Genomic DNA, 23555 nt, shown 5'->3' on the forward strand with positions numbered 1-23555 from the left:
TTGCCCCTGGCAAACCCTACCGTTTTGGATTCTGTGCTTCCAAGAGCTGCGCTAGCTCTTCGGCATCGGGCAGGTGTTGGGGAGCCAGAAGCTCATGCTTGCTCACATAATAAAAGGCCGCTTGGACTGCCTCAGGCTCAATACCTTGCAGCTTAGCCCAGGCAAGCCGGTAGACAGCCAACTGCATTTCCACCGATTTTCGCTCCTGAGCTGTAGGAAGCTGCCCCGTTTTCCAGTCCACCACCAAAAAGCCATCATCTTGGGCAAATACCGCATCCATGCGCCCGCGCAGCACATGGCGGCCAATGGCCACCTCGAAGGGCTGTTCCACGGCCACCGGGGTGCGATCAAGCCACTCGGAGGCAAGGAAGTGTTCTTTGAGCTGATCGAGGTTTTCTTCTACATATTCTTCACCAAAGGCGAGTTCCTGCTCATCCAGCAGCGCAGCCTGGCCAAATTGGCGCTCGATCCACTCATGAAAGGCCGTGCCTCGTTTGGCATATTCATTGGGCTTAAAGGGCACTGGCCTGCGCTTACGCCTGGCAAATCGTTCGGGGTTGTCTCTTAAGCTCACCAAATCGGTGGCGGTGAGTTCGCGCGGCAATGCCACTTCCACGCTTGGCGCTTCCAGGGCCTTATGTTCCTGGATAATGGCGCTCACGTCTTGTTCCCAGGTCTGGAACAAGTCGCCGTCTTGGATCAACTCCGGTAATGACTCCAAGGCAGCCATTACTTCATCAGCACCCTTCGGTTCGAGGGGCTGAGGAAACACAGCACTTCGGGGTAGTTGTTGCTCTTTGCCATCTTCGGGCTTGAATTCCCAACGCAAGATAGCGTCGGCATCCACCACATCGTGGAGTTGTTCAAATGCTTCAAAGGGTGGCTTTTCTGAGCAGGTCAGCAGCAGCGAGTCTTCTGCGCGAGTCATCGCCACATAAAAGAGGCGAATCGCCTCGGCAGCGTTTTTCTGTTTAAACGCCTCACGATGCCTTTCGAGGCTTCGGGCAAACGCCGCTTTGGTTTCAGTATCCACCTCGCTGAGCACCGGAGAGCCGAACATGCTCTGATCGTCTTCATCGGCATCGCCAAGCAAGGCCGAAGGAATCCGGTGTTCCTGCTTCAGCCACGTTTCGGTACGAGCTTTATAGGTATCACTATCGCAGTGCATCACTGCAACGTGCTGCCACTCCAAGCCCTTGGACTTATGCACGGTAAGAATCTGCACACGCTCGGAGTGCACTTCCACGTCTCCTGGATCAAGGCCTTTATCGTGCTCGATGGCCATGCGCACGTACTGCAAAAACTGTGGCAGCGTCGCCCCTTTGAGCCTGGAGTATTCCTCCACTACCTCGGCAAAGCGATCAAGGTGGGTGGTGCCTACAACACGGCCGGCGTGTTCTGGGCGCTGGAGCACCTCGGTGCGGATATTAAATACCCGCTCGATATTGGCAAAAACATCAGGCAGGGCCACATTGGTGGCGCTGGCGCGCAAGAAGCGCAACTTTGCGGCAAGATCGCGCACACGCAATTCACCTTCGGGGCTTAAGCCGATGCGTTGGGCATCACCAATATCGGCAACCGCATCGGCAAGGCCCGCGAGGTTCTCCTGGTCGGATTGCAGCACCTGCTGGATTTGGGCTTTGAGCTTTTCTAGGGGATCTGCAATGGATTCGGTGTTGATTTCCTTGCTGCCGCCAAGCTCATTGGCGCGGCGTTGCAGTGCCTTGATATCTGCGGCGTCAAGGCCCACGGCCGCAGAAGCTAGCACATGGAAGCTGGCGCGATTATCGGCCGGATCCACCAGCATCGAGGCGATGGCCAACATATCGGCTACCTCGGGGATGGTGAGCAAGCCGGAAAGCCCCACCACTTCTACCGGCACGCCGCGTTCACGCAGCGCTTGTTCCATGGGTGCGAAATCTCGCTGCTTGCGCATTAATACCGCAGCAGTAAAAGGTGTATCGCTTTCGCGCTGGTAATAGCGTTGTGCCAGCGCATCAGCCACCGTGGCGATCTCTTCTTCCCTGGTGGGAAACGCCCCGAGCGCCACTGAACCTGGGCCTTGATTGGGCAGCGGTTCTAGCGGCTGCACCAAGCGCTTGGGGTTGTGTGCGGATCCAAGGATCGATGTGGCCACTTGGTTAGCCAGGGTGAGCACGCTGCTGGGGTTTCTAAAGCTGGTGGTGAGCTCGTATTTCTTTGCAGGTTTCCCCTCGTGCGGGAAGTCTTCTGGGAAGCGTTCGAGGTTCGATGCGGATCCACCGCGCCAGCCATAGATCGACTGCATGGGATCACCCACGGCAGTCACGTGGCTTTCTGCAAACAGGGCAGATAGCAGCACTCTTTGGGCGTAGCTGGTGTCTTGGTATTCATCCAGCAGCACCACCGAGAAGCGCTCCCGCATCGCAGCACCCACCTCCGGGTGTTCAGAAGCCAAGCGGGCAGCCAGCGCCATTTGTTGGTTGAAGGTCATGAGCTTTTCTTCGCGCAGATAGCTGCGGAATTGCTCTACTACCGGTAGGAGCTGGAGCCGGACTTCTTGGGCTTGCAGATACTCCGTGGCTGTTTTGTTGATAGATTCCCGGCCAGTGGGAACGGCGTCTGCTTCGGCAAATAGGGCGTGTGTTTCTTCCCGAATCGCCTGTGGTTCAACGAGGTTGGCTTCCATTTCGGCGTTGAGGTCAACCAGACGCGACACCAAGGTATTAAAGGCCAGGTTGCTATTGATCGGCCCGCGATACTCTTTGAGCACGCGTTGGGCGATCAGCATTAACTCGGTGCGGCTGATAATGCGGGCCGAGGGCTCAACCGGTAGTAGCAAACCAAATTCGCGCACCAAGCGCCCGGCAAAGGAGTCATAGGTTGCTACCGTCGGCGCGATCACCTCGAGGGTTGCTCTTAAGGATTGTTCATCCCCTAAGAGTGCGTCGAGCTCATCAAAGTGCGCCGATTGCCGAAGGGTGGTCAAACGACCACTGATGCGTTGTGCGAGTTGCTGCGCGGCTTTATTGGTAAAGGTCAGCCCTAATACCTGCTCGGGTGCCACAAGCCCATTGGCTACCAGCCACACCACTCGCGCCGCCATAGTTTCGGTTTTGCCAGCACCTGCTCCAGCAACCACCAGTGATGATGCCAAAGGCGCGCCGATCACGGCGGCCTGCTGCGTGGTGGGTGGGTATGGTTGGCCGAGGTATTGGGAAAGTTGCACTGGGTTAATCATGACGCAACGCCACTTTCTGGGTTTTGTACTGGGCAAATGCTAGCCAGGGCACAGTGAGTACACATGGGGTTTTCTCGCGCTTCAAGCACAGGACCGCGCAGCGATTCGAGCACCGCGGGTAGCTGTTGGGCGAATTGTTCTAGTGCCTCTGGTGTTTGTTTGGATTGTTCGCGGGTAATGCGACCCGATGTATTTTTTGGATACACCAGCACCGCACCTTCGACTTCTTCTCCATCGCCTTTGGCCGTGCGCACCTGCCCTTGTTCGAAGCTTCCTCGGCTAAGGGCGAGTTGATAGGCCAGAAGCTGCGGCATCTCTTCTACTGCTTTGGCTGCAGGGGGTGTCTTTCCCGTTTTAAAGTCCACGATCAAAAGGCCATCGCCTTCGCGTTCGAGCCGGTCAATCTTGCCTTTGATTCTTAAGTCCGGTTCCACTTCGACATTCACCGGCACTTCCACGCCTTGGAGCGTATCGCCGGCGTTGTGCACCTCAAGCCAGGCATCGAGGCGATCGAGCATCTGGTTGAAGGTGGCTTCGCTGGATTTCCGTGCCCAATCAGGCCCTTCGAGTTGTGCTGCGTGGGCCTGCGCGATGAGTTCACGCGCCTGCAAAGGATCAGCCCCGGTGGACACGGCCTCTGCATAGGCGTGTACCAGCGTGCCGGTTTGCATGGCGGCGGAATTTCCATCGACGTTGCCGAGCTGGGCTTTCAGTGGGCACAGCAGTGCTGTTTCAAGTTTGGAAGGCGATAGGGTCTGCACCTCCAGCGGGCTTTTCGACGACCCACCGCCGATCCCCCACCAGTGCCCCGGGTGGGCACCGGGGACTCCGGCCTGGGCAAGGCGTGCGAGTTGGCGTGCGGCCTGTTGGCGCTGGCGCTGTGAGGCATCAGGGGATCCGAGCACGCGGCGGAGTTCTGCTACCAAGCCCGGCACGCTAAGCAGCCGGTTATTGCGTGGCATTGCAGCGCCTTCGGCTGCGTCTTGTTCCGCACCTTCGGCTTGGAGCGCAGGTTGATGGTGCAGCAAGGGCGCATCGAAGGACTCGAAGAACTGGGAGGGTTCGCCGTTTGCTGCCTCTGGGTCTTCTACTGCGGTGCAATACAGTTGAGCGCTTGCTCTGGTGCAGGCGAGGTGGAATAGGCGGCGTTCTTCATCCAGTTGTTCTTTCAGCCTTGAGGTGGGCAGCCCTGGTTCGATGCCGCGATCGATGAGGTCTGTCAGCGCTGCTTGTTTGAAGATGGTGTCGCTTTGTTCCAGGGCAGGCCAGGTGCCTTCTTGGATGCCTGCGACAAGCACAAGTTGCCACTCTTGGCCTACTGCCCCGTGTGCTGTCAGGATTTGCACTGCCTTTGGGGCTTCGATGCGGCGATCGCGAACGCCGGTGGGCAGCGTTTGTTCTTGGATGTGCCGAATAAAGCCACGCACACTGCCCTGCGGGCGGCGTTCTACCCAGTCACCTGCGGCGTCGAAAAGCGCAAGCATGGCGTCCAGGTCGCGGTCGGCCTGCGCACCGATGGCGCCTCCGCGCAGGCTTTGCGCCAGGAGGTGTTCGCCTAAACCGGTGGCCTCCCAGATGCTCCAAAGGGTCTGCTCTACGCCCACGGCCTGTTCGCCTGCGTGGAGTACCTTCTGGATTCTTTCTAGGATCTCCATCTCGCGCGGGCCAAGATAGGCGGTGGCCCAGGCAAGGTCCTCGCTTTCGGGATAGCACTGCGGTTGCAGTAATTGCGCGAGCATCTCGATGGCGCGGCGTGATCCGCCGGCGCTGAGCTCGGCGCGGCGCAATCCCCTGAGCAGCCTGCGCATGGTGATGGCATCTGCGCCACCGATCGGGCCTTGCACGAGTGCTTCTACGTCGGCCAGCATGAGTTTGCTATCGAGTGCTTGCAGCGCAAGCAGCATGGCCACCACGATGTGTTCTTCGCTTAACACCACATCTGTGGCGTCCACTGCCGCTGGAACCCCTGCTGCCAGCAGCGCACGCCGAATCGGGGCGATAGCGCTTGCCTCGCGCACAATAACGGCCATGTCTTGCCAGGGGATCTTGTGGATCAGGTGCGCTCTTCGCAGCGTGTTGGCAATAAAGGTGTGCTCGCGTGCAAGGTTGTTACACAGCACCTTTTGGCGTTGGGGGTTGCGATGTGAAGGCCCCAGCACAATGTCATGGCCTTTGGGTACTGGCAGATTTTCTAGCCACAATGGCGAGGCGCCGCGGAAGCTAAACACCGATTGCTGTGGATCCCCGGCGATAATGGCAGTCTCTGCCTGCACCATGAGGGCTTGGATCAGCTCTGCCGAACGTGGGTCAAGGTGCTGGGCATCATCAACGACGATGATGGACCAGGGGTGTTGTTCAAGGCTTTCGCGCGGAACCTTGGCCACTAGTTCCGAGGCACTGTAGTTGTGCGGTGATCCAAGGCTCATCACCTGCTCGTATTCATCTAAGAAAGCGCCCGCAGAAGACCAAATTGCTTGGCCATATTGCTGGCCTAGGCTTTGCAATTGCTCCGGAGAAAGGTCGCGTTCTGCAGCGCGCAGGAGGAAATCGCGCAGGTCGCGGGCAAAGCCTACAAAGCCCACGGCTTCGCGATACGCAGGCGGCCACATAGCAAGGGCCGCAGGGCCTGCATCGAGCTGGCCTAGGAGCAATTCTCGGATCACACTATCTTGCTCGGCACCGGTGATCAGGCGGATATCTTGATCGGTGCTTTGGCGCAGCAGCGCAAAGGCCAGAGAGTGGATAGAGCGCACCATGGTGGCATCGGCAACATAGTCGCTATGGCCTGCGGTGGCCAGGCGATCGGCCACCGCGCTGCGGAACCTGCCGGCGGCTTGCTTAGAGGCGGTTACCACCAAGATCTCCCGGGCGGATCTGCCCTGCATGATTTGCGTTGCCACAAAGTCAATTAATGCGGTGCTCAGGCCAGATCCGGCTGGGCCTTGCAGCCTCCATGTGCCGCGAGGCTGTTGGAAAAAGGGCAGCTCCCATTCCCGGATCCGGGCGCTGCTGTGGCTTGCCACCAGCGTTACCTCTGGGGTTGCCGGTGGTTTGAATGCACCCGATACTTCAGCCCTGAGAGAAAGTGGAGAAGGAGCGGGACTAGGTTCTGGCATGTGCCCTATTGTGGCAAACCACCCCGGATGAGCGATGTACAGGCCTGCTCTAATTTAGAACTACTGTTCGATTTTGCCTCTGGGTGAATACCGTGCAGCACCAAGCGATAGATCGCCGCACGGGCGACCATCTGGGCAAAGTGCTCCACATGCGCAAAACGGTGCACGATCGCCTCACCACTGGCCTGCATCACCATCGAATCAAAGGCGGCCAAGGCAGCAGAATAGCCATAAGGCCTGGCCACACCCACAATGTCGCACACACCTGGCACCTGGGTGCCCTGAAAGACCGTGGTGGCCAACATATCGGCGTGGCAGACCTGCACATCAACGTCGAGCTCAACCAACCTGGGAGCAAGCTGATCCACCATGCGCATGGCCATCGAACGCCGAGTTCGCCGCTGCGTAGCCTCGAAGCCTCTATCACCTGCACCTTTGCCAAAAAGCGCCATCACCGCGGCGGCAGGATCACGCGACCACGCCGCATGATCGGCCACAGAGAAGGGATCGCTTGCATCAACATCGCGCAGAGCATCGCTTAAGGCAACATGCTGCAAAGCGCTATCAAGGCGAAGTGCTGCAGCCACCACCTCATCGGCGCGGGCTGCGGGCTCGCCTTCTAAAAAGGTGGTGGCCCGCCAACCGGCGTTAATAAATCGGCTATCGGTGGATCGGATTGGTTGGGATATGCGCAATTGCTCTACTTCGAGCTTCTCGCGCACCCTGGCAGACCACACGGCTCGATTGGGGCTGGGAGCCTGGGCAAACACCACAGAGCCCACTTTCCAGCCATAGTCCCAGCACGCCCCGAGGCGCTGGGGCTGATCATCTGAAGCGTGGAAGGCGTTGCGGATATGTTCCGGGAGCTGCGTGTTGTGGGCTTGCATGGGGATCTTTCCTAGGCGTGCGGATAGGGCCAGGGATTGTAGGCGCAGACGGCACCGTCGTCTTTGTACACCTCTTTGCTATTGATCTTTTGCAGTTCGCTATTAGAAAGGCTCAGCGTTTGCTGCATCATGATCGGCGCTAGGTCACCATTGCCGGTGCAAGGCACGTGATTGGCATAGCCAATACCGTGGCCTACCTCGTGGTTAATGAGGTATTGGCGATACGCCCCAAGATCACCCTGGAACGGTGTAGCCCCGCGGATCCAGCGCGACTCGTTTAAGATCACGCGATCACCATCGGAATAAAAACAGCTTGTTTCCATCTCGATATCGTGGCCGCACAGCGAGTGCGTGGTACCAACGCTGGTGAGCTGAATGCGCAGATCAGGCTCCTCATCACCATTGGCATCGATGTGTTTAAAGCCGAAGTCTTTATCGTGAGTCCAGCCCTTGGGGTTAGACAAGGTGGCATCCACCATCGCGGCAAAGGCATCATCGCCGCCATAGACGGAAGAATCGAGGCCGTTTTCTACTTCCACGATGTACTTGAACACCTTTTTGTGGTCGCTGCCGGCCTCGGCGCCAGGTTTACCCACCACGCGATAGGTTCCCTCACCATTTTCGGTGTACTTTGCCCCAGCGGGAAGCTCGGTATTGGGAATTTCCTTCGCCGTTTGCTCCGCGGGTTTTGGCCCCACCAGCCCCTCCGATTCCGCCGAAGTGACCGAGGCTTGCCCTGGTGTGGGCGATTCGGGTTCGGCACGGAAGACGTCGACAAGCACCCAAATGGTGATCACCAACAGCACAGGAATGGCATAGGCACGCCAACCGTAGTTGCGGGCAAAGCGCACAAAGGGGCTTTCCGACGCCCCACGATGCTCACCTGACGGCGCGGAATCCTCGGGGTGCGGGCGCTGAGAACGAGCGCGCGAACCGTGGGTTCCCACTGCTTATACTCCAGCGAAACCGACAGTGCGGGTGGTAGTGGTGCCCACCTCTACATAGGCAATAGAAGCATTGCGCACGAGCACGCGGCGGCCCTGCTCATCGGTGAGATCCAATACGCCATGCTCGGCACTCAGCGCCTCGGACACGCGCTGTGCAATTGCTTCCTGATCCTCCTTCGAAGCGACGATGAGCTCGCGAGGAGAGTCGTTGAAGCCAATCTTGATGTCCATTGGCGGTAGTTCCTTCCCAGATTGTTGTATGTATCGAATACCTTCAGTAGTTCTTTTTAGGCCGGCCTGTTGGCCGAAGCGAAACAGTTGCCTGAACTACTCAAGAGAACCTCGGACGCACCCAGTGTAATCCCTGAATGCAGCAAGCCCGATAGTATCGGAAGGGTGACTGCCGAACGCCAACAACCAACCTTTGAAGAGCTCGGTGTGGCCGCCGAGCTATGCGACGCACTCCGCGAAGCCGGAATCGATCGAACCTTCGCCATCCAAGAGCTCACCTTGCCCATCGCCCTCGATGGGCGCGACCTCATTGGCCAGGCACGCACCGGCATGGGCAAAACCTACGGATTCGGCATTCCCCTGCTGGACCGAGTGTTTGACTCAGCCGATGTAGCAGAACTCGACGGCACACCCCGCGCACTCGTGGTGGCCCCCACCCGCGAACTGGCCTCGCAGGTATCCGAAGACCTCGTCAAAGCAGCCAAATACACCCCCGTTCGGATCGCCACCATCTACGGTGGCCGCCCCTTCGAAGAACAAATCAAGGCCCTAGAACGCGGCGTCGACGTCGTCGTTGGCACCCCAGGGCGCCTATTAGATCTGCATAAACGCGGCCATTTAGATTTAAGCCAGGTGGCTATCCTCGTGCTCGACGAGGCAGACGAGATGCTGGATCTGGGGTTTTTCCCCGATATTGAAAAGCTGCTTGAAGCACTCACCCACCAGCACCAAACCATGCTCTTTTCTGCCACCATGCCAGGGCCGGTGCTTACCCTGGCTCGCACCTTCTTAGACAAGCCGGTACATATTCGCGCAGAAGAAGTTGGGGCTTCTCAAACCCATAGCAGCACCAAGCAGGTGATCTTCCAAGCCCACCGGATGAATAAAGACGACATCAGCGCCAGGATTCTCCAAGCCCGGGGGCGCGGAAAAACCATTATCTTCTGCCGCACCAAACGCTCGGCAGCCCAATTGGCCGAGGATCTAGCCCACCGCGGCTTCCGCGTTGCAGGAGTGCACGGCGACTTAGGCCAAGGCGCACGCGAACAATCGCTCAAGGCGTTTCGTGAGGGGCGCGTAGAAATCTTGGTGGCCACCGACGTGGCAGCCCGCGGCATTGACGTTGATGACGTCACCCACGTGATCAACTACCAAACCCCCGATGATCCAATGACCTATGTGCACCGCATTGGGCGCACCGGACGCGCCGGCCATAGCGGCACCGCAGTCACGCTCGTGGGATACGACGAGCTGGCGAAATGGCAGGCCATCAATGATGAGCTCGGCCTTGACACACCCGAGCCTCCCCAGTGGTTTTCTACCTCACCTGAGCTCTACCAGGCGCTGGATATCCCTGAGGATGCCCAAGACCGCATCGGCGAGCCCAAGCGCAGCCTCGGCGGCGGCACGAACGCCCTACGCGGCCAGGGCAAACGCCGCGATGCTCAACGCGGCAGCCAACGTGGCGGCCGGGATAGCCAGCACGGCAACCAACGCGGCGGCCAGCGCGGCGGGGCTCGTTCTCATACGCGCCGGTCCCGCAGCACGAAGCGATCATGAAACCACTGCGAAGAAGGCGCCGGGATCTCATCGCAACCGGCGCCATCAGCGTGGCCAGCCTGCTCTTTGTCGCCGGAGTGTGGTGGGCAGCCCCCATCCGCGATTCGCACCTCGAACCGGTAGCGCAGCCTCCTGCCGCACCACTGCAGGCAGCAATGGCGTTGCCTTCTACCCTTGAGCCTTTATGGGAGGCAGATGTCCCTGCCATGATAAATACCCCCATCATGGCCGCGGGGTATCCCGTAGTGCTCGATTCCACGGGCAAGACGGTGCAGTCCATCGACCCAAAAACCGGTCAGACGCGGTGGAGTTATACCCGCGATGTTGAGCTGTGCTCTATGGCAAGCGCCTGGGATTCAGTGGTGTTGAGTTATCGCTCCGGGCGCGGCTGCGGCGAGGTGGTGGCCATCCACGGCCTTGATGGCACCTATCAGGCCACTCGCGCGGCCCATGCCTCTGATCAGGTGGTGCCCATTAGCTCCAAGGATCGCGCTGGGATTGTCTCACCCGAGCGGGTGGAATTATGGCGTTCTGATCTGGTGCGCACCGTGGTGTATGGAGAAATTGATATCCAGCAAGAGCCCAATGAGCAGCCGCATCCAGAATGCGTGATCTCCTCTGCGCTGACCCGCGCCACGTTATTGGCGGTGGCAGAAACCTGTAAGGGCCATACCTTTGTGCGTTTGCAAAGCCCCGACCCCGAATCTTCCTCAGTACCGGAGGTAGATGCCTCGGTGGAATTTGCCAAGGGCAGCCAGGTGGTGGGCATTAGTGCGAATGCTGTGGCCGTGTATGAGCCCGGCTCACCGGCGCATTTCTATGTGTTCAATAGTGAGGGCAAGCAGCAGCACAGCGAAGAAATCGCCGCTTCTCCACTGGTAGAAGGCCTTTCGCAAGGCGAGGTTTTTAACCCTCAGGTGGCCTCGGCAGGCAAGTTTGTGCAGTGGTTCGATGGCACGCGGCTTTACGTGCTCAACGCTCGAACCTTGGTGCCGGTGCGCATCTTTGATCAAGCCATTGGCACCGGCACTATGGTTGGCTCACAGCTTGCTATCCCCACTGAAGCCGGGGTGGAGCTGTATCCCGTGGAGCAGTATCAGATCCAGGAAAAGCCGGACAGGGAGCTCAAGATTGCGCGCGCAGGCACCGCCTCCAAGGTGGCCTTGGGCGTGTCGGGTGATGTGTTGCTCGAGCTGCGCGATGATCGCCTTGTAGGCCTTGGCGCGAGGGCTTCTTAAGGCTGCTTGCCTATCCTGCTTGCTTATCGACGAAACCGCGCCGACGCCCATTCCACGGCGGGGGCAGAAAAGAGCATGGCCAACCCCGCCACGGCACTGATACCTACCACGATGCCCAGGATCCAGGCGCCTGCTTTGAACATGTAAATGGTGATGGGCACTAGGAGCAGTTCCAGCATGAGCACCGGGCCGCGGCCCCAACGCTTGCCTTGTTGCATGCGCCAGGCAGCGAAGATGACGGTGCCGAAGACGATGATGAAAAAGATCGCGGTGCCATAGCCCACGGCGGTATTTGCCTGGTCGCTTTCGTACACAATGGAGGCATCGCGCTTGCCCATCAAGCCGCGGATGATCAGCACCAGTGCGTAGCCGAGTCCGATTAGAGACTGCACTGCGGCGATCAAGGCGGCACTACGAACCTGTGCTGGGGGCATGGGCTGAGGTTGGGCTTTATTCACAGCACATTAGTGTAGCGCCTCGAAGGCGTTGAGCTTTCCTACTGCCGTTGAGCAAGGCCATAAAAAGTCTGCTTGCTTTGCTGCCCTCATACTGGCCGATGTTGGCCGCTTGGAGGGCCTGTGTACACCCGAATACAGGCGAAGATTTGACCATCGAGACTTCGCATGCATCTTTGTTTTAGGCCAAAAGCACTGCATAACACTCTAGAGTTTGCGAAGCCCGCCACACTTCCACGCCACAAAAGGGCAGAAAAGCACCCCAATTCTGTGAGCTTGCACACTTTTTGGGCTGTAGCTCTAGTCAAGTGAAGCTTCACATGTCATGCTTTCTGGGTACTTGAGGCGAGCCCACCCGATGCTCTCGCCCGAAACTCTAGGGCAACCTGCGGCTTCGCCGCTTTTTTGTGCCCAAAGGCAGGCGCCAACCAGCGCCGCTTCACCCCGTGAAGCCCGCCTAGAGTGACAACACTGCTACCACCCCAAGGAGACTTTCAATGGATTGGCGCCACGAAGCAATCTGCCGCGATGAAGACCCAGAGCTGTTCTTCCCCGTTGGCAACTCAGGCCCTGCACTCGCTCAGGTCGCCGCAGCGAAAGTTGTATGCAACCGCTGCCCCGTGACCTCCCAGTGCCTGGCATGGGCACTCGAAACCGGCCAGGACGCCGGCGTATGGGGCGGCATGAGCGAAGACGAGCGTCGTGCACTCAAGCGTCGCAAGAACCGCGGCCGTCGCGCCCGCATCTCCGCCTAATTACAGGCCTCTACCCCAGTGCCGTTTGCACCAGCTTCTTCGGCAGTGGGGTGAAAAAATTTCATCGCCAATGTGCCAGCCGGTACACTATTAAGCTGTTACTTTTTCCGCAGAAAAACGCAAAGGATGTACCTCATGAGCAAGCGTGGACGTAAGCGCAAGGACCGTCGCAAGAAGGGCGCCAACCACGGCAAGCGCCCCAACGCTTAAAGTTACAAGCCCCACATAACAACGATGCCCCCAGCGTTATCGCTGGGGGCATCGTGGGCTTTATTTATATTCCCGGCGCTCCACGCGGATGGAATAGGTGATCCTTTGGCGCAACTGTTGGGGTGCTGGCCCACAACAGCACTGCCTTAATAAGGAGCGCAGTTCCACCTCGGCGGCGACTCTTTCGGCACAACCCGGGCAGGCCTCGAGGTGGGCGCGCAGTCGCTCGCAATCTGCGGCGCTGAGCTCTTCGTCGACTAGCGCAAACATTGAGGCGTGAATCTCTGCACAATTGCAATCTCGGTGCATGCTGTCCATTTACTTCGCTCCCTTGCCTGTGGCGCTGGCTGTGGCGCTGTGAGTGACGCCAGCTTCGGCGCCTTGGGTTGCATTGCCTTTTCCACTTACAACACCAATACCGTGTTCTGCTGCTACATCCTTCAACGCTTCACGCAGTTGCTTTCTTCCACGGTGGAGGCGACTCATCACGGTTCCCAGTGGAGTGCCCATGATTTCTGCGATCTCTTTATAGGCAAGACCTTCCACATCGGCGTAGTACACCACCATGCGGTAGTCCTCCGAAAGGTTATTCATCGCCTCTGCGATTTCTTTATCCGGAAGGTTTTTTAGCGCCTCCACCTCGGCAGATTCCAGGCCGGTGGAATCATGCGAGGAGGTAGCAAACAGTTGGTGATCGCTAATATCTTCCGCCGAGGATTGCGAAGGCTGGCGCTGCTTTTTGCGATAGGAGTTGATATAGGTATTGGTCATGATTCGGTAGAGCCATGCCTTGAGGTTGGTGCCAGGCTGAAAACTTTCAAAAGCCTGAAACGCCTTGATATAGGTTTCTTGCACCAGGTCTTCGGCATCTGCTGGGTTGCGAGTCATGCGCAGCGCACCGCCATAGAGTTGGTCGAGCAACGGCAACGCCTCAGCTTCAAAGCGCTCGTGCAGCTCTTTGGTGTTTTCAGCCACAGTTCTCCCTTAGGTGTTCGAATCTCTTTCGAGTCTAGGTGTAACAATGGCTCTATGGCGAAACGGCAACACGCGGCAACACCGGCGCTCAATATGCTCATCGCGGCCAATGTCGAGCACACCGTGCATCAGTTTGAGGCAGGCAAGAATAACTTCGGCAGCCAAGCCGCCCAAGAACTCGGTCTGCCCGAAACGCAAGTATTTAAAACCCTCGTGGTGGAGCTTTCAGGCAAGACCACCTCCGGTTTGGCAGTGGCCTGCGTACCTGTGGCCAATAGCTTGAACCTCAAGGCAGTAGCCAAGGCCTTAGGCGCTTCCAAAGCCACCATGGCCGACCCGCACAAAGCCCAGCTCAGCACCGGGTATATTCCCGGCGGCATCTCGCCTTTTGGCCAAAAGCGCCAACTACCAACGCTGCTTGATTCCCACGCTTTAGACTTCGATCGCATCTACGTCTCAGGTGGCAAGCGCGGGCTTGATATTGGGCTAGCCCCACAGGATCTGCTGAAGGTCTTAAGCGCCAAGCTCGCGCCCATCGCCTGCTAAAACAACCCCGCCTGCTAAAACAACCCTGCCGGCTGGAGTAATTCGGGGTAATCATTGCGCACATTCCCCACCGCCGGGTCAGCCGCTTTGGCCTCAAAACCTTCGGTGGGGCCAGGTACGAGCAATTCGGCGGCTTCCTCATCGCTGCCGAGCATCCACTGCTTAATCTGCCCAGGAGCTAAAAACCGCGGCATCCGGTGATGAATCCACTCCAGTGGTGCTTCTGAGTCGGTGGTGATCATCGTGGCACTGAGTTGGCCATCATTGTCTTGGACAAGCCCTGCGACCCAAATCACGTGCCCGGTGCTGATCCAATAGGGCTGCTTATTGTGCCACTCGTAGTAGCCGTCCATGGGGATCGCACAGCGGCCGTGCTGAAAGGCGGATCGAAAGCTCGGCTTTTCTCGCACCGTTTCGGCGCGGGCATTAAAAAGCGGTGGCCCAGAATCGTCGCGTTTCCAGTGCGGAATTAATCCCCATCGCGCCGGTTCTAGGCTTGCCTCCTGGGCATTGTGCGCCCTGAGGATGGCAATGGGTGTGGTTGGGGCGATGTTATAGCGCGCCCGCGGCAATCCCTGGGGTGCTGTGACTTGTTCATAGCCTGCGGTATCGCGAGCAGCCTCAATTAGGGCATCCTCGGTGGTAAATAACACGAAGCGTCCACACATAGCCTTTATTATGGAGCAATGCCGAAGTTTTGGAATGCACCGCATGTGGATACCCCAATTCGCGCCAGGGTTACTGTGCCCGGCTCGAAGTCGATGAGCAACCGCGCCCTGGTGCTCGCAGCCCTAGCCGATGGGCCTTCAACGATTCGCGGCGCACTCCAAAGCCGAGATTCCTCTTTAATGTGCGAGGGCCTCAAAGCGATGGGCACCGGCATCGAAGCTGGTGAAACCATCCGCGTGGTTCCAGCACCGCTGCATGGCGCCACGGTGGATTGTGGCCTCGCCGGCACCGTGATGCGCTTTCTACCGCCGGTGGCAGCCCTTGCGCAGGGCACAGTGCTTTTCGACGGCGACGAGCAGGCAAAATCCCGCCCGATGGACACCATCTTGAACGCCCTACGAGCAGTCGGTGTGCAAGTAGACGGCAATAGCTTGCCGTTTTCCGTCCACGGCGATGGCCAACCCCAAGGTGGCGAGGTCAGCATTGATGCCTCAAGTTCCTCGCAATTTCTTTCCGGCCTGCTGCTTTCTGCCGCCCGCTATGGCCAAGGGATGCGTATTCGCCACATCGGCTCGCACCTGCCTAGTACGCCCCATATCGATATGAGCATTGCCATGTTGCGTGAGGCAGGAGTGCAGGTGACCCAACCCGAACCCCATGTGTGGGAGGTAGCACCAGGTAGCATCGCAGGCCGCGAATGGAACATTGAGCCGGACCTTTCCAATGCCACGCCCTTTATGGCCGCTGCTGCCGTCACCGGCGGCGAGGTGTCTATTGCGCACTGGCCAGAAAGCACCACCCAGCCAGGTGATCAGATCCGTGGCATCTTAGAAACCATGGGCTGCCAGGTAGAACGCCGTGGCAGCGATTTGTGCGTGATTGGCCCAGAGCGCGGTGCACTTCGTGGTGTGGAACAAGATATGGGCGATATTGGCGAGCTCACCCCCACGGTGGCAGCGCTTGCCGCGCTTGCGCAAAGCCCAAGCTATTTAAGCAATATTGCGCATCTACGCGGCCACGAAACCGATCGGCTTTCCGCCCTTGCCACCGAGATCAACCGGCTTGGAGGGCGCTGCATCGAGCACCCAGATGCCCTAGAAATCCAACCGGCGGCGTTGCATGGTGGCCAGTGGTATTCCTATGCCGATCACCGCATGGCCACCGCCGGTGCGATTATCGGATTGCGGGTTGCAGGCGTGGAGGTTGAAAATATTGAAACCACCGCCAAAACACTGCCCGGTTTTGCTCAGATGTGGCAGACGATGATCGATTCGAAGGAGAGCTAAATGGCCAGGCGTTGGGATGAAAGCGATGTGAAAATCCGCCCTGGCAAAGGTTCACGCCCTCGCACCAAAGACCGCCCCCAGCACAAGGACGCAAAGTTCGGGATGGTGGTAAGCAAAGACCGCGGCCGGTGGGGCGTGGTACTCGATGGCCAGCACCAGCCCGTAGTGGCCATGCGAGCCCGCGAGATGGGGCGCACCCCTGTGGAGGTGGGCGATAGGGTCGGCATCGTCGGCGATACATCCGGACGCCCTGGATCTTTAGCCAGAATTGTCAAACTTGCCCAACGCACCTCAGTACTTCGGCGCACCGCCGATGACACAGACCCTTATGAGCGCATCGTGGTGGCCAACGCCGATCAATTGCTCATCGTGTCTGCGGTGGCCGATCCCGAACCTCGCGCCGGGTTTATTGAACGCGCCCTCGTGGCAGCATTTGTGGGCAATCTCCAGCCGATTATTGGTCTGACCAAATCTGATCTTGCAGATCCTTCCGCTTTCGCAGCAGAGTTTGCAACCCTCGATGTACCCGTGCTGCTCTGCGGTGTGGATGATCCCCTCGAACCCGTGATCAACCAGGTGGCCGGCAAGCGCACAGCGCTCATCGGCCATTCCGGTGTGGGCAAATCCACCCTGGTAAATCGCCTGATCCCAGAGGCTCAAAGAGAAACTGGAGAGGTCTCAGGTGTGGGCAAAGGCCGCCACACCTCCACTCAGGCGGTAGCCCTTGAGCTTTCGCAGGGCGGCTGGATTATTGATACCCCTGGTATCCGCTCCTTTGGCTTAGCCCACGTAGAAGCCGACACCGTGGTTGAAGTCTTTGATGATCTCCGCGAGGCCATTGAGGCCTGCCCGCGTGGCTGCACGCATATCGGCCCGCCGGCAGACCCACAGTGCGCCCTCGATACCTTCGAGGCCGACTCCCCTACCGGCAGGCGAGTTTCTGCGGTGCGCAAACTTCTGGTGGCACTGCGATCCAATGAGACGTACTAAACGTGCTTCCTGAGCTCCTTGAGCAGCTTCAGCCCCGTTTTCAGCCCGCGGCGCACTCCATGTTTTGCGCCCACCCAGAGTTGATGCTCGATGGGCTCAAAGGCCCTATTTGAGCGCACCTCGGGGGCGTTATCCGGGGTTGCCCGGAGGTACTTATTGGGCAAGCTGAGCTTGAGCAAGGTTCGTTGCACCTTTGCTAGCTGCTTTGGAAAGCTATCTACGTTATAGGGCAGATCGAATTCCACACACAGTGCCTGCACCTTGCGCCCTACTTGGGCAAGGCGATTCGAAGGCATATCGGGAAAGAGGTGGTGTTCGATCTGGTAGTTCAGATTTCCAGAAAGAATGGTCAGGATCTTCCCGCCGTGGAAATTGGCTGATCCAAGCATCTGGCGCAGATACCACTCATTGTGGTCTTCGTTTTTAAACTGCTCTTTGCTAAAGGTTTCGGCTTCGTCTGGGAAGTGCCCGCAGAAGATCACGGCATAGGCCCACAGTGATCGCACAAAGTTGGCGGTGGCATTCGCACTTAGGGTATGGCCGAAGTTCTTTCCAGAAAGTGCGGGAAAGAGCAGGTAGTCGCGAGCTGTTTGGCGGCTGGCCTTCTTGGTGGTTTCCCAGAACTTCTCTGCTGTTTCCTCCCAAGACTTCCTGCCGGAAAAGTATTTGCCAAGCTCGACATCGTAGTAGCCCACTGCCCACTGAAACAGGCTGGCCAATACGGTGTTAATCAGCGGCTGGAATGCATGCATTGGGGTCCAGGAGCGATCGCGGGTAACGCGCAATACGCCATATCCCACGTCGTTATCCATGCCGATGACATTGGTGTAGGTGTGGTGGACGTAGTTGTGCGAATGCATCCACTGCGAAGAGGGGCACACCAGATCCCATTCCCAGGTGCTGGAGTGGATCACGGGATCGTTCATCCAATCCCATTGGCCATGCAGCACGTTGTGGCCAATTTCGAGGTTTTCAAGGATCTTCGAAAGCGAAAGCAGCGAGGTACCTGCAAGCCAGGCCTTTTTCTTGCCGCTAAACAGCAATACTGCACGCCCAGCTACCTCCAGGCTGCGCTGGAAGCGGATGAGGTTTTTAATATAGGCCGCATCGCGTTCGCCTAAGTCTTGGGTTACCTCGGCTTTGATGGCATCCAGCCTCCTGCCGATTTCTTGAATATCTTCGTCGCTGAGGTGGGAATAGGCCTTGATATTGTCAATTGCCATCGTCGTTATCTTTCCTTCAATGTTCTATCCAGCTCGGGTGGTTTAGGTCTGCACGCGGATATCGCCTTTGGGCACGCTTACACAGGTGCGTACTCGCTGGCCTGACTCATGTGTTTCCCCGCTTAACAGATCAATCACTTCGCCTTGTTCAAGCTGACGCACGCAGGTATGGCAGATACCCATGCGGCAACCAAAGGGCATAGGGATCCCTGCTGCTTCTCCGGCTTCCAAGATGGTGGTGCCGCTGGCTGCGGTTGCTTTCCCGCCGTTTGAAAATTCGATGGTGCCGCCCTCGGCATCGCTGCTGCGCTGCAAGCTAAAGCGTTCGCTATGAAAGGCCACATCATCGCCTGCCCACTGCTGCCAATAATCCAGCATCTCTGCAGGACCGCAGGCAAAGATTTCTCTTTGGCGCAAATCGGGTTCGAGCTGCTCTAGATCTTCAGCTTGCAGCCTGCCTTCGATGGAGGTTTGGCGGATGTGGATGCGGATATCCTTGGCGAATTGCTCAAGCACCTCGGCAAAGACGTGGTCGTTGAGGCTTCGCACACTGTGGTGGAGCACCACATCGCTTTGGCCAAATTCTTGGCGTTCTTGCATGCCCCGAAGCATGCTGATCACCGGGGTAATGCCGGTGCCTGCGGTAATAAAGGCAATCTTTGCAGGCACTGGATTGGGCAAATAGAAATCGCCTGCGGGTGCGGCAATCCGAATGGCAGTACCGGGGCTTGCCGTGCCGATGAGGTGCTGGGAAAGCTTGCCTTTTTCTACAGCCTTCACGGCGATGGAAAAGCGGCCCTGGTTGCTATCGGGCGCGTTGGTGAGAGAGTAGCTGCGCCAGACGTATCGGCCATCTACTTCTACCCCGATGCCGATATATTGGCCGGGCTTAAAGTTCGTCTGCACTCCCCAGCCGGGTGTGATCTCTAGGAGCACCACATCGCCGTGGCGGCGGACATCTTCGATCCGCCCGCGCAGTTCTCTGGTAGACCACAAGGGATTGAGCACTGCCGAGTAATCATCGGGCAGCAAGGGGGTGGTAAAGCGCTTGAGTAGACCGCGCATGGAAGCGAGGCGGTCTTGCGTGCGAGAACGCGCCATGAAAGATACACCTTTGCTTTGCAAGCGAAATAGTTACGATGCCGTAACCCTACGCAAGCAGCGCAAAGATGTCAACGGACTAGGCTAGCTGCACCAGTACTGAAAGCTCGCTTGGGTCATACCAAGCCATGAATTGATCAAGAGCATCGCCTACGCACAGCTCCGCATCCTCAACACCGAGGTCGGCTTGATCAATTACCTCAATGGCTGCGGCCGTAGCCTGCTCATTGCCTTGAGTATCAACATGAATGGCAGCCACCTGATCAAAAGCGATCACTGCAGGATCCAATTGCATCACCGACTCGCCCAGATCAGGCATGAAGCTAATGGCTGCGTCTGGCACATCTGCCGAAATCACGGCGCGGCGGTGCGGGTGCAGATCATCGCCAATGGCAAGGAGGCGAATCGAGGCCAAGGAAGCATCCTCAAAAGCAGAATGCGCGATTTCTTCCTCATCGCCGGAGGTATAAAACTCGCGCAACGCGGGAGTCACACCGAAGACATAGCCAGAACGCACCGGCACTTCGCCTTCTTGGGCAAGGGTGCGCAGCAGCTCGAAGGTGGCAGGGATATAAACGCGCACTAGAACTCCCCTTGGATGCCGAACAGGCCGGTAATTTCCACCACGGCACGATCGAATTGCTGGTAGTACACGCCCACCAGGCCATTATCCACCGCAGCGCGAACATTGAGGATGGAATCGTCAACCATCACGCAGTCTTTCATCGGCAGCTCAATGGCCTCTGCTGCAAACTCAAAGGCACCAGCCTCGGGCTTTTCCACACCGATCTCACCGGAAAGCACGACTGCGTCGACAAGCCCACGATCTTTAAACGCACGGATCGGGGCGGCACCGGGGCCGCCTGGATCATTGGACAAAATGGCAATGCCAATGCCAGCAGCCTTCAGCGCACCGAGCAGTTGCTGCCAGCGGCGCTGCGACTCCTCCGAGCCATCGAGCACGCCCACATAATCAACGATGAGTCCACGCATCGAAAGTCATCACACCTTGGGATAGATTGTTCCTTGTTTTGCCGTTATTCTTTCACATATCACTCCTTGCCAGCGCCCGCCCACGCGCCGTCAAGTGGATTCGTTGCCATAGTTCATGCCAACGACCCCAAGGAGGCTTAGCTCACATGCTGGTTGCAATCCCGGGAAGAAACCTTCTAAAAAAGCTCCCACCAGCACCGCTTCGGCCACATGAGGCCACCACCTACCCCACGCCCGCCATCGACCCGGCGCTTCGCCAACAAGCCTCCAGCATGCTCCAACACGCCCTTGAAGTAGCAGCGGGCATGCGAGTGGTAGCCAGCCTCAAGCAGCGCTATTTCAGCGAGCAGGTACGCAGGCACATCACCGCCCGCCTCGTTGGAGGCCAGCGCATCGATAGCTCGGTCAAGCTCGAATCCTTGCACCTTCGCATCCACGGCCAAAGAATCGATGCCGTAGGCAGTGCCACCAGCAAAAAGCGCAGCTTTGGTTACCTGGCCCAATTTGAGCCAGCCATAGGAAACACCCCCGGGCTTCGCATGAGAAGCCTGAGGGTGCTGTAGAAGATCAGCCCGCGTTTACTCGGCAGCGGTGGGTTGCTCCTGCTGCTCGAATTGCTTGCGCACCATGAACAATTGACGCACCGTTTCTTCCTTGATGCCGTCTTTCATGGCGTTGAACATATCGCCGCCTTCTTTTTGGTATTCCACCAGCGGGTCGCGCTGCGCCATCGCACGCAAGCCAATGCCCTCTTTGAGGTAGTCCATCTCGTAGAGGTGCTCGCGCCACTTCTGGTCGATCACCGGCAGGATCACCATGCGCTCAAGGTTGCGCATCTGCGAGTCTCCACCGACGGATGCCACCATGGTTTCGAGTTCCTTGTACTGCGCGTGGGCGTCGTCAAGCAAGGCCTCACGCAGATCCTCGGCGCCAAGCTCACCGGAGGCACCATACTCGCTGCCCTCGATCAATTCCTCGCTGCTGACCCGCGGGCCGTAGAGCGACTCAAGGGCGTGCCACAGCGAATCTAGGTCCCAGTCCTCCACATAACCATTGGCGGTGGCACCATCGACATAGGCGTTGATCGTGTCGTCGATCATGTGCTGGACGTTATCGGCAATATCGGCGGCCTCAAGGATCTCGCGGCGCTCGCGATAAATCACCTTGCGCTGCTCATTCATGACCTCGTCGTACTTGAGCACGTTCTTGCGCATCTCAAAGTTCTGATTCTCCACCTGGGTTTGCACACCCTTGATGGAGTTGGTCACCATCTTCGCCTCGATCGGCACATTATCCGGCACGTTCAGGCGATTCATCATGTTTTCCATGGACTGGCCAACAAAGCGCACCATGAGGTCATCGCGCATGGAGAGGTAGAAGCGCGTGGTGCCGGGATCGCCCTGGCGGCCAGCGCGACCACGAAGCTGATTATCAATGCGTCGAGATTCATGGCGCTCGGTACCAAGCACATACAGCCCGCCTGCGTCACGCACTTCGTCGGCAAGCTTCTCGCCACGAGCCTTCACGCGGGCGAGTTCCTCATCCCACGCCGCCTCGTATTCCTCAGGGGTATCCACCGGATCCAGGCCGCGCTCACGCAGGTTGAGGTCGGCAATGATGTCGGGGTTGCCGCCAAGCACGATGTCGGTACCACGGCCTGCCATGTTGGTAGCCACCGTCACAGCACCAGGCAAACCTGCCTGGGCCACGATCTGCGCTTCTTGCTCGTGGAACTTCGCGTTGAGCACATTGTGCTTAATGCCGCGGCGCTGCAGCAGCTTAGACAGGTACTCCGAACGCTCCACCGAGGTGGTACCCACCAGCACCGGCTGGCCTTTGGCCACGCGCTCGGCAATATCTTCTACCACTGCCTCAAACTTTGCCTCCTGGGTCTTATACACCAGGTCAGTCATGTCTTCGCGCTGGTTTTCGCGGTTGGTAGGAATCGCCATCACGTGCAGCTTGTACACCTGGTACAACTCGCTGGCCTCGGTCTCGGCGGTACCGGTCATGCCGGCGAGCTTGTCGTAGAGGCGGAAGTAGTTTTGCAGGGTGATCGTAGCCAGCGTCTGGTTTTCGTTTTTGATCTCCACCGACTCTTTGGCCTCAATGGCCTGGTGCATACCTTCGTTATAGCGGCGTCCCGCCAGCACACGGCCGGTGAAATCGTCAACGATGAGCACCTCGCCCTTACGCACGATGTAATCCTTATCGCGGGTAAACAGCTCCTTGGCCTTGAGCGAATTATTGAGGTAGCTGACCAACTGGGAGTGCTCGGGGGCATAGAGATTGTCAATGCCGAGCTGGTCTTCTACAAAGCCAACGCCTTCTTCTTTGATGCCGATGGTGCGCTTGCGCTCATCCACTTCATAGTGAATGTCCTTCTTCATCAGCGGCGCGAGCTGCGCAAATACCGAGTACCACTGGGAGGAACCATCCACCGGGCCGGAAATAATTAGCGGAGTACGGGCCTCGTCGATCAGGATCGAGTCCACCTCGTCCACGATGGCATAGTGGTGTCCGCGCTGCACCAGATCATCCAAAGAGCGCACCATATTATCGCGCAGGTAATCAAAGCCCAGCTCATTGTTGGTGCCGTAGGTGATATCGGCGTTATAGGCTTGTCGACGTTCCTCCGGGCGCATTTCAGACAAAATCACGCCCACCTCAAGGCCGAGCCAACGGTGCACACGACCCATCCACTCGGCGTCACGCTTGGCAAGGTAATCATTCACGGTGACCACGTGCACGCCCTTGCCCTCAAGGGCATTGAGGTACGCGGGCAGCACACAGGTCAAGGTTTTGCCCTCACCGGTGCGCATCTCGGCTACGTTGCCGAAGTGCAAGGCAGCGCCACCCATCACCTGCACCAAATAGTGCTTCTGGCCAAGCACGCGGTAGGAGGCTTCGCGGGCGGTGGCGAAGGCTTCAAGCAGCAAATCATCCAGGGATTCGCCTTCTTGAATGCGGCGCTGGAACTCAGAAGTTTTGGCCTTGAGTTCCTCATCGCTCAAAGCCGAGTACTCTTCGTCGAGCTCGAGCACGCTTTCGGCGATCTTTTTCAGGCGCTTTACCGCACGCCCTTCACCGACGCGAAGCATTTTAGAAAGTCCAAGCACGTGCACAGTTCCTTTAACTATTGGCTATCTTTTG

At 58.1% G+C, this 23555-nt stretch carries 22 protein-coding genes; 8 read left to right on the forward strand and 14 right to left on the reverse strand.

What is annotated here, in order from left to right; genetic code table 11:
- Positions 1 to 16: 16 nt before the first annotated feature.
- The 5 genes from CPPEL_RS08340 to CPPEL_RS08360 all read right to left on the reverse strand — a co-directional run bounded on the left by CPPEL_RS08340 (position 17) and on the right by CPPEL_RS08360 (position 8401).
- On the reverse strand, positions 17 to 3220 hold the full coding sequence (locus tag CPPEL_RS08340; protein ID WP_123960679.1) for an ATP-dependent helicase: 3204 nt from the start codon (positions 3218 to 3220) through the stop codon (positions 17 to 19).
- The gene (locus tag CPPEL_RS08345; RefSeq protein ID WP_123960680.1) at positions 3217 to 6336 is read right to left on the reverse strand and encodes an ATP-dependent DNA helicase; all 3120 of its coding nucleotides are present in this window, start codon (positions 6334 to 6336) and stop codon (positions 3217 to 3219) included. Before CPPEL_RS08345 ends, CPPEL_RS08340 begins: the two co-directional genes overlap by 4 nt.
- A gap of 5 nt (positions 6337 to 6341) precedes the next feature.
- Positions 6342 to 7223 carry a TIGR02569 family protein gene (locus CPPEL_RS08350; RefSeq protein WP_123960681.1) on the reverse strand — a complete coding sequence of 294 codons (882 nt, stop codon included), beginning with the start codon at positions 7221 to 7223 and terminating at the stop codon, positions 6342 to 6344.
- An 11-nt stretch (positions 7224 to 7234) separates the two neighbouring features.
- Positions 7235 to 8074 carry a DUF3152 domain-containing protein gene (locus CPPEL_RS08355; protein ID WP_245990550.1) on the reverse strand — a complete coding sequence of 280 codons (840 nt, stop codon included), beginning with the start codon at positions 8072 to 8074 and terminating at the stop codon, positions 7235 to 7237.
- A 99-nt stretch (positions 8075 to 8173) separates the two neighbouring features.
- On the reverse strand, positions 8174 to 8401 hold the full coding sequence (locus tag CPPEL_RS08360; RefSeq protein WP_123960683.1) for a DUF3107 domain-containing protein: 228 nt from the start codon (positions 8399 to 8401) through the stop codon (positions 8174 to 8176).
- A 165-nt stretch (positions 8402 to 8566) separates the two neighbouring features.
- On the opposite strand from CPPEL_RS08360, the gene CPPEL_RS08365 reads away from it, so the two are divergent.
- The gene (locus CPPEL_RS08365; RefSeq protein WP_123960684.1) at positions 8567 to 9961 is read left to right on the forward strand and encodes a DEAD/DEAH box helicase; all 1395 of its coding nucleotides are present in this window, start codon (positions 8567 to 8569) and stop codon (positions 9959 to 9961) included.
- Positions 9958 to 11199, forward strand: a complete 1242-nt coding sequence (locus tag CPPEL_RS08370) for an Rv3212 family protein (protein ID WP_123960685.1) — start codon at positions 9958 to 9960, stop codon at positions 11197 to 11199. The genes CPPEL_RS08365 and CPPEL_RS08370 overlap by 4 nt, the downstream gene beginning before the upstream one ends.
- Before the next feature lie 23 nt (positions 11200 to 11222).
- On the opposite strand, the gene CPPEL_RS08375 is transcribed toward CPPEL_RS08370, so the two are convergent.
- Entirely contained in the window at positions 11223 to 11633 is a 411-nt protein-coding gene (locus tag CPPEL_RS08375) for a hypothetical protein (RefSeq protein WP_123961291.1), read from the reverse strand.
- A gap of 518 nt (positions 11634 to 12151) precedes the next feature.
- On the opposite strand from CPPEL_RS08375, the gene CPPEL_RS08380 reads away from it, so the two are divergent.
- Positions 12152 to 12409 carry a WhiB family transcriptional regulator gene (locus CPPEL_RS08380; RefSeq protein ID WP_123960686.1) on the forward strand — a complete coding sequence of 86 codons (258 nt, stop codon included), beginning with the start codon at positions 12152 to 12154 and terminating at the stop codon, positions 12407 to 12409.
- Between the two features lie 135 nt (positions 12410 to 12544).
- Positions 12545 to 12619 carry a 50S ribosomal protein bL37 gene (locus CPPEL_RS11420; protein ID WP_370513275.1) on the forward strand — a complete coding sequence of 25 codons (75 nt, stop codon included), beginning with the start codon at positions 12545 to 12547 and terminating at the stop codon, positions 12617 to 12619.
- 60 nt (positions 12620 to 12679) lie between these two features.
- On the opposite strand, the gene rsrA is transcribed toward CPPEL_RS11420, so the two are convergent.
- Together rsrA and CPPEL_RS08390 are read right to left on the reverse strand one after the other, a co-directional pair.
- Complete coding sequence (rsrA, locus tag CPPEL_RS08385; protein WP_123960687.1) at positions 12680 to 12937, reverse strand: mycothiol system anti-sigma-R factor; 258 nt, start codon at positions 12935 to 12937, stop codon at positions 12680 to 12682.
- Complete coding sequence (locus CPPEL_RS08390; protein WP_123960688.1) at positions 12938 to 13594, reverse strand: sigma-70 family RNA polymerase sigma factor; 657 nt, start codon at positions 13592 to 13594, stop codon at positions 12938 to 12940.
- A 54-nt stretch (positions 13595 to 13648) separates the two neighbouring features.
- Between CPPEL_RS08390 and ybaK the strand changes: the two genes are divergently transcribed.
- Entirely contained in the window at positions 13649 to 14140 is a 492-nt protein-coding gene (gene ybaK, locus CPPEL_RS08395; RefSeq protein WP_123960689.1) for a Cys-tRNA(Pro) deacylase, read from the forward strand.
- Between the two features lie 14 nt (positions 14141 to 14154).
- On the opposite strand, the gene CPPEL_RS08400 is transcribed toward ybaK, so the two are convergent.
- Complete coding sequence (locus CPPEL_RS08400) at positions 14155 to 14808, reverse strand: SOS response-associated peptidase (protein ID WP_123960690.1); 654 nt, start codon at positions 14806 to 14808, stop codon at positions 14155 to 14157.
- Between the two features lie 18 nt (positions 14809 to 14826).
- Between CPPEL_RS08400 and aroA the strand changes: the two genes are divergently transcribed.
- Positions 14827 to 16095, forward strand: coding sequence for a 3-phosphoshikimate 1-carboxyvinyltransferase (aroA, locus tag CPPEL_RS08405; protein WP_123960691.1), 1269 nt, complete (start codon positions 14827 to 14829; stop codon positions 16093 to 16095).
- Complete coding sequence (rsgA, locus tag CPPEL_RS08410) at positions 16096 to 17085, forward strand: ribosome small subunit-dependent GTPase A (protein WP_123960692.1); 990 nt, start codon at positions 16096 to 16098, stop codon at positions 17083 to 17085.
- Here the strand turns inward: rsgA and CPPEL_RS08415 are convergent.
- The 4 genes from CPPEL_RS08415 to CPPEL_RS08430 form a co-directional block, all read right to left on the reverse strand.
- Positions 17082 to 18308: a fatty acid desaturase family protein gene (locus CPPEL_RS08415; protein WP_123960693.1), complete on the reverse strand. Its 1227-nt coding sequence runs from the start codon at positions 18306 to 18308 to the stop codon at positions 17082 to 17084. The two genes, rsgA and CPPEL_RS08415, sit on opposite strands and share 4 nt — an antisense overlap.
- Positions 18309 to 18350: 42 nt before the next feature.
- Positions 18351 to 19409: a ferredoxin reductase gene (locus CPPEL_RS08420; protein ID WP_123960694.1), complete on the reverse strand. Its 1059-nt coding sequence runs from the start codon at positions 19407 to 19409 to the stop codon at positions 18351 to 18353.
- A 79-nt stretch (positions 19410 to 19488) separates the two neighbouring features.
- Positions 19489 to 19992, reverse strand: a complete 504-nt coding sequence (locus CPPEL_RS08425; RefSeq protein WP_123960695.1) for a DUF6912 family protein — start codon at positions 19990 to 19992, stop codon at positions 19489 to 19491.
- Complete coding sequence (locus CPPEL_RS08430) at positions 19992 to 20402, reverse strand: HAD-IA family hydrolase (RefSeq protein WP_123960696.1); 411 nt, start codon at positions 20400 to 20402, stop codon at positions 19992 to 19994. The genes CPPEL_RS08425 and CPPEL_RS08430 overlap by 1 nt, the downstream gene beginning before the upstream one ends.
- A gap of 146 nt (positions 20403 to 20548) precedes the next feature.
- On the opposite strand from CPPEL_RS08430, the gene CPPEL_RS08435 reads away from it, so the two are divergent.
- Positions 20549 to 20965 (forward strand): hypothetical protein, encoded by a 417-nt coding sequence (locus CPPEL_RS08435; protein WP_123960697.1) that lies wholly within the window; start codon positions 20549 to 20551, stop codon positions 20963 to 20965.
- Between the two features lie 15 nt (positions 20966 to 20980).
- Here the strand turns inward: CPPEL_RS08435 and secA are convergent, their stop codons facing one another.
- On the reverse strand, positions 20981 to 23521 hold the full coding sequence (gene secA, locus CPPEL_RS08440; protein WP_123960698.1) for a preprotein translocase subunit SecA: 2541 nt from the start codon (positions 23519 to 23521) through the stop codon (positions 20981 to 20983).
- Between the last annotated feature and the right edge of the window lie 34 nt (positions 23522 to 23555).

It is taken from the genome of Corynebacterium pseudopelargi, from assembly GCF_003814005.1.
Lineage (GTDB): Bacteria > Actinomycetota > Actinomycetes > Mycobacteriales > Mycobacteriaceae > Corynebacterium > Corynebacterium pseudopelargi.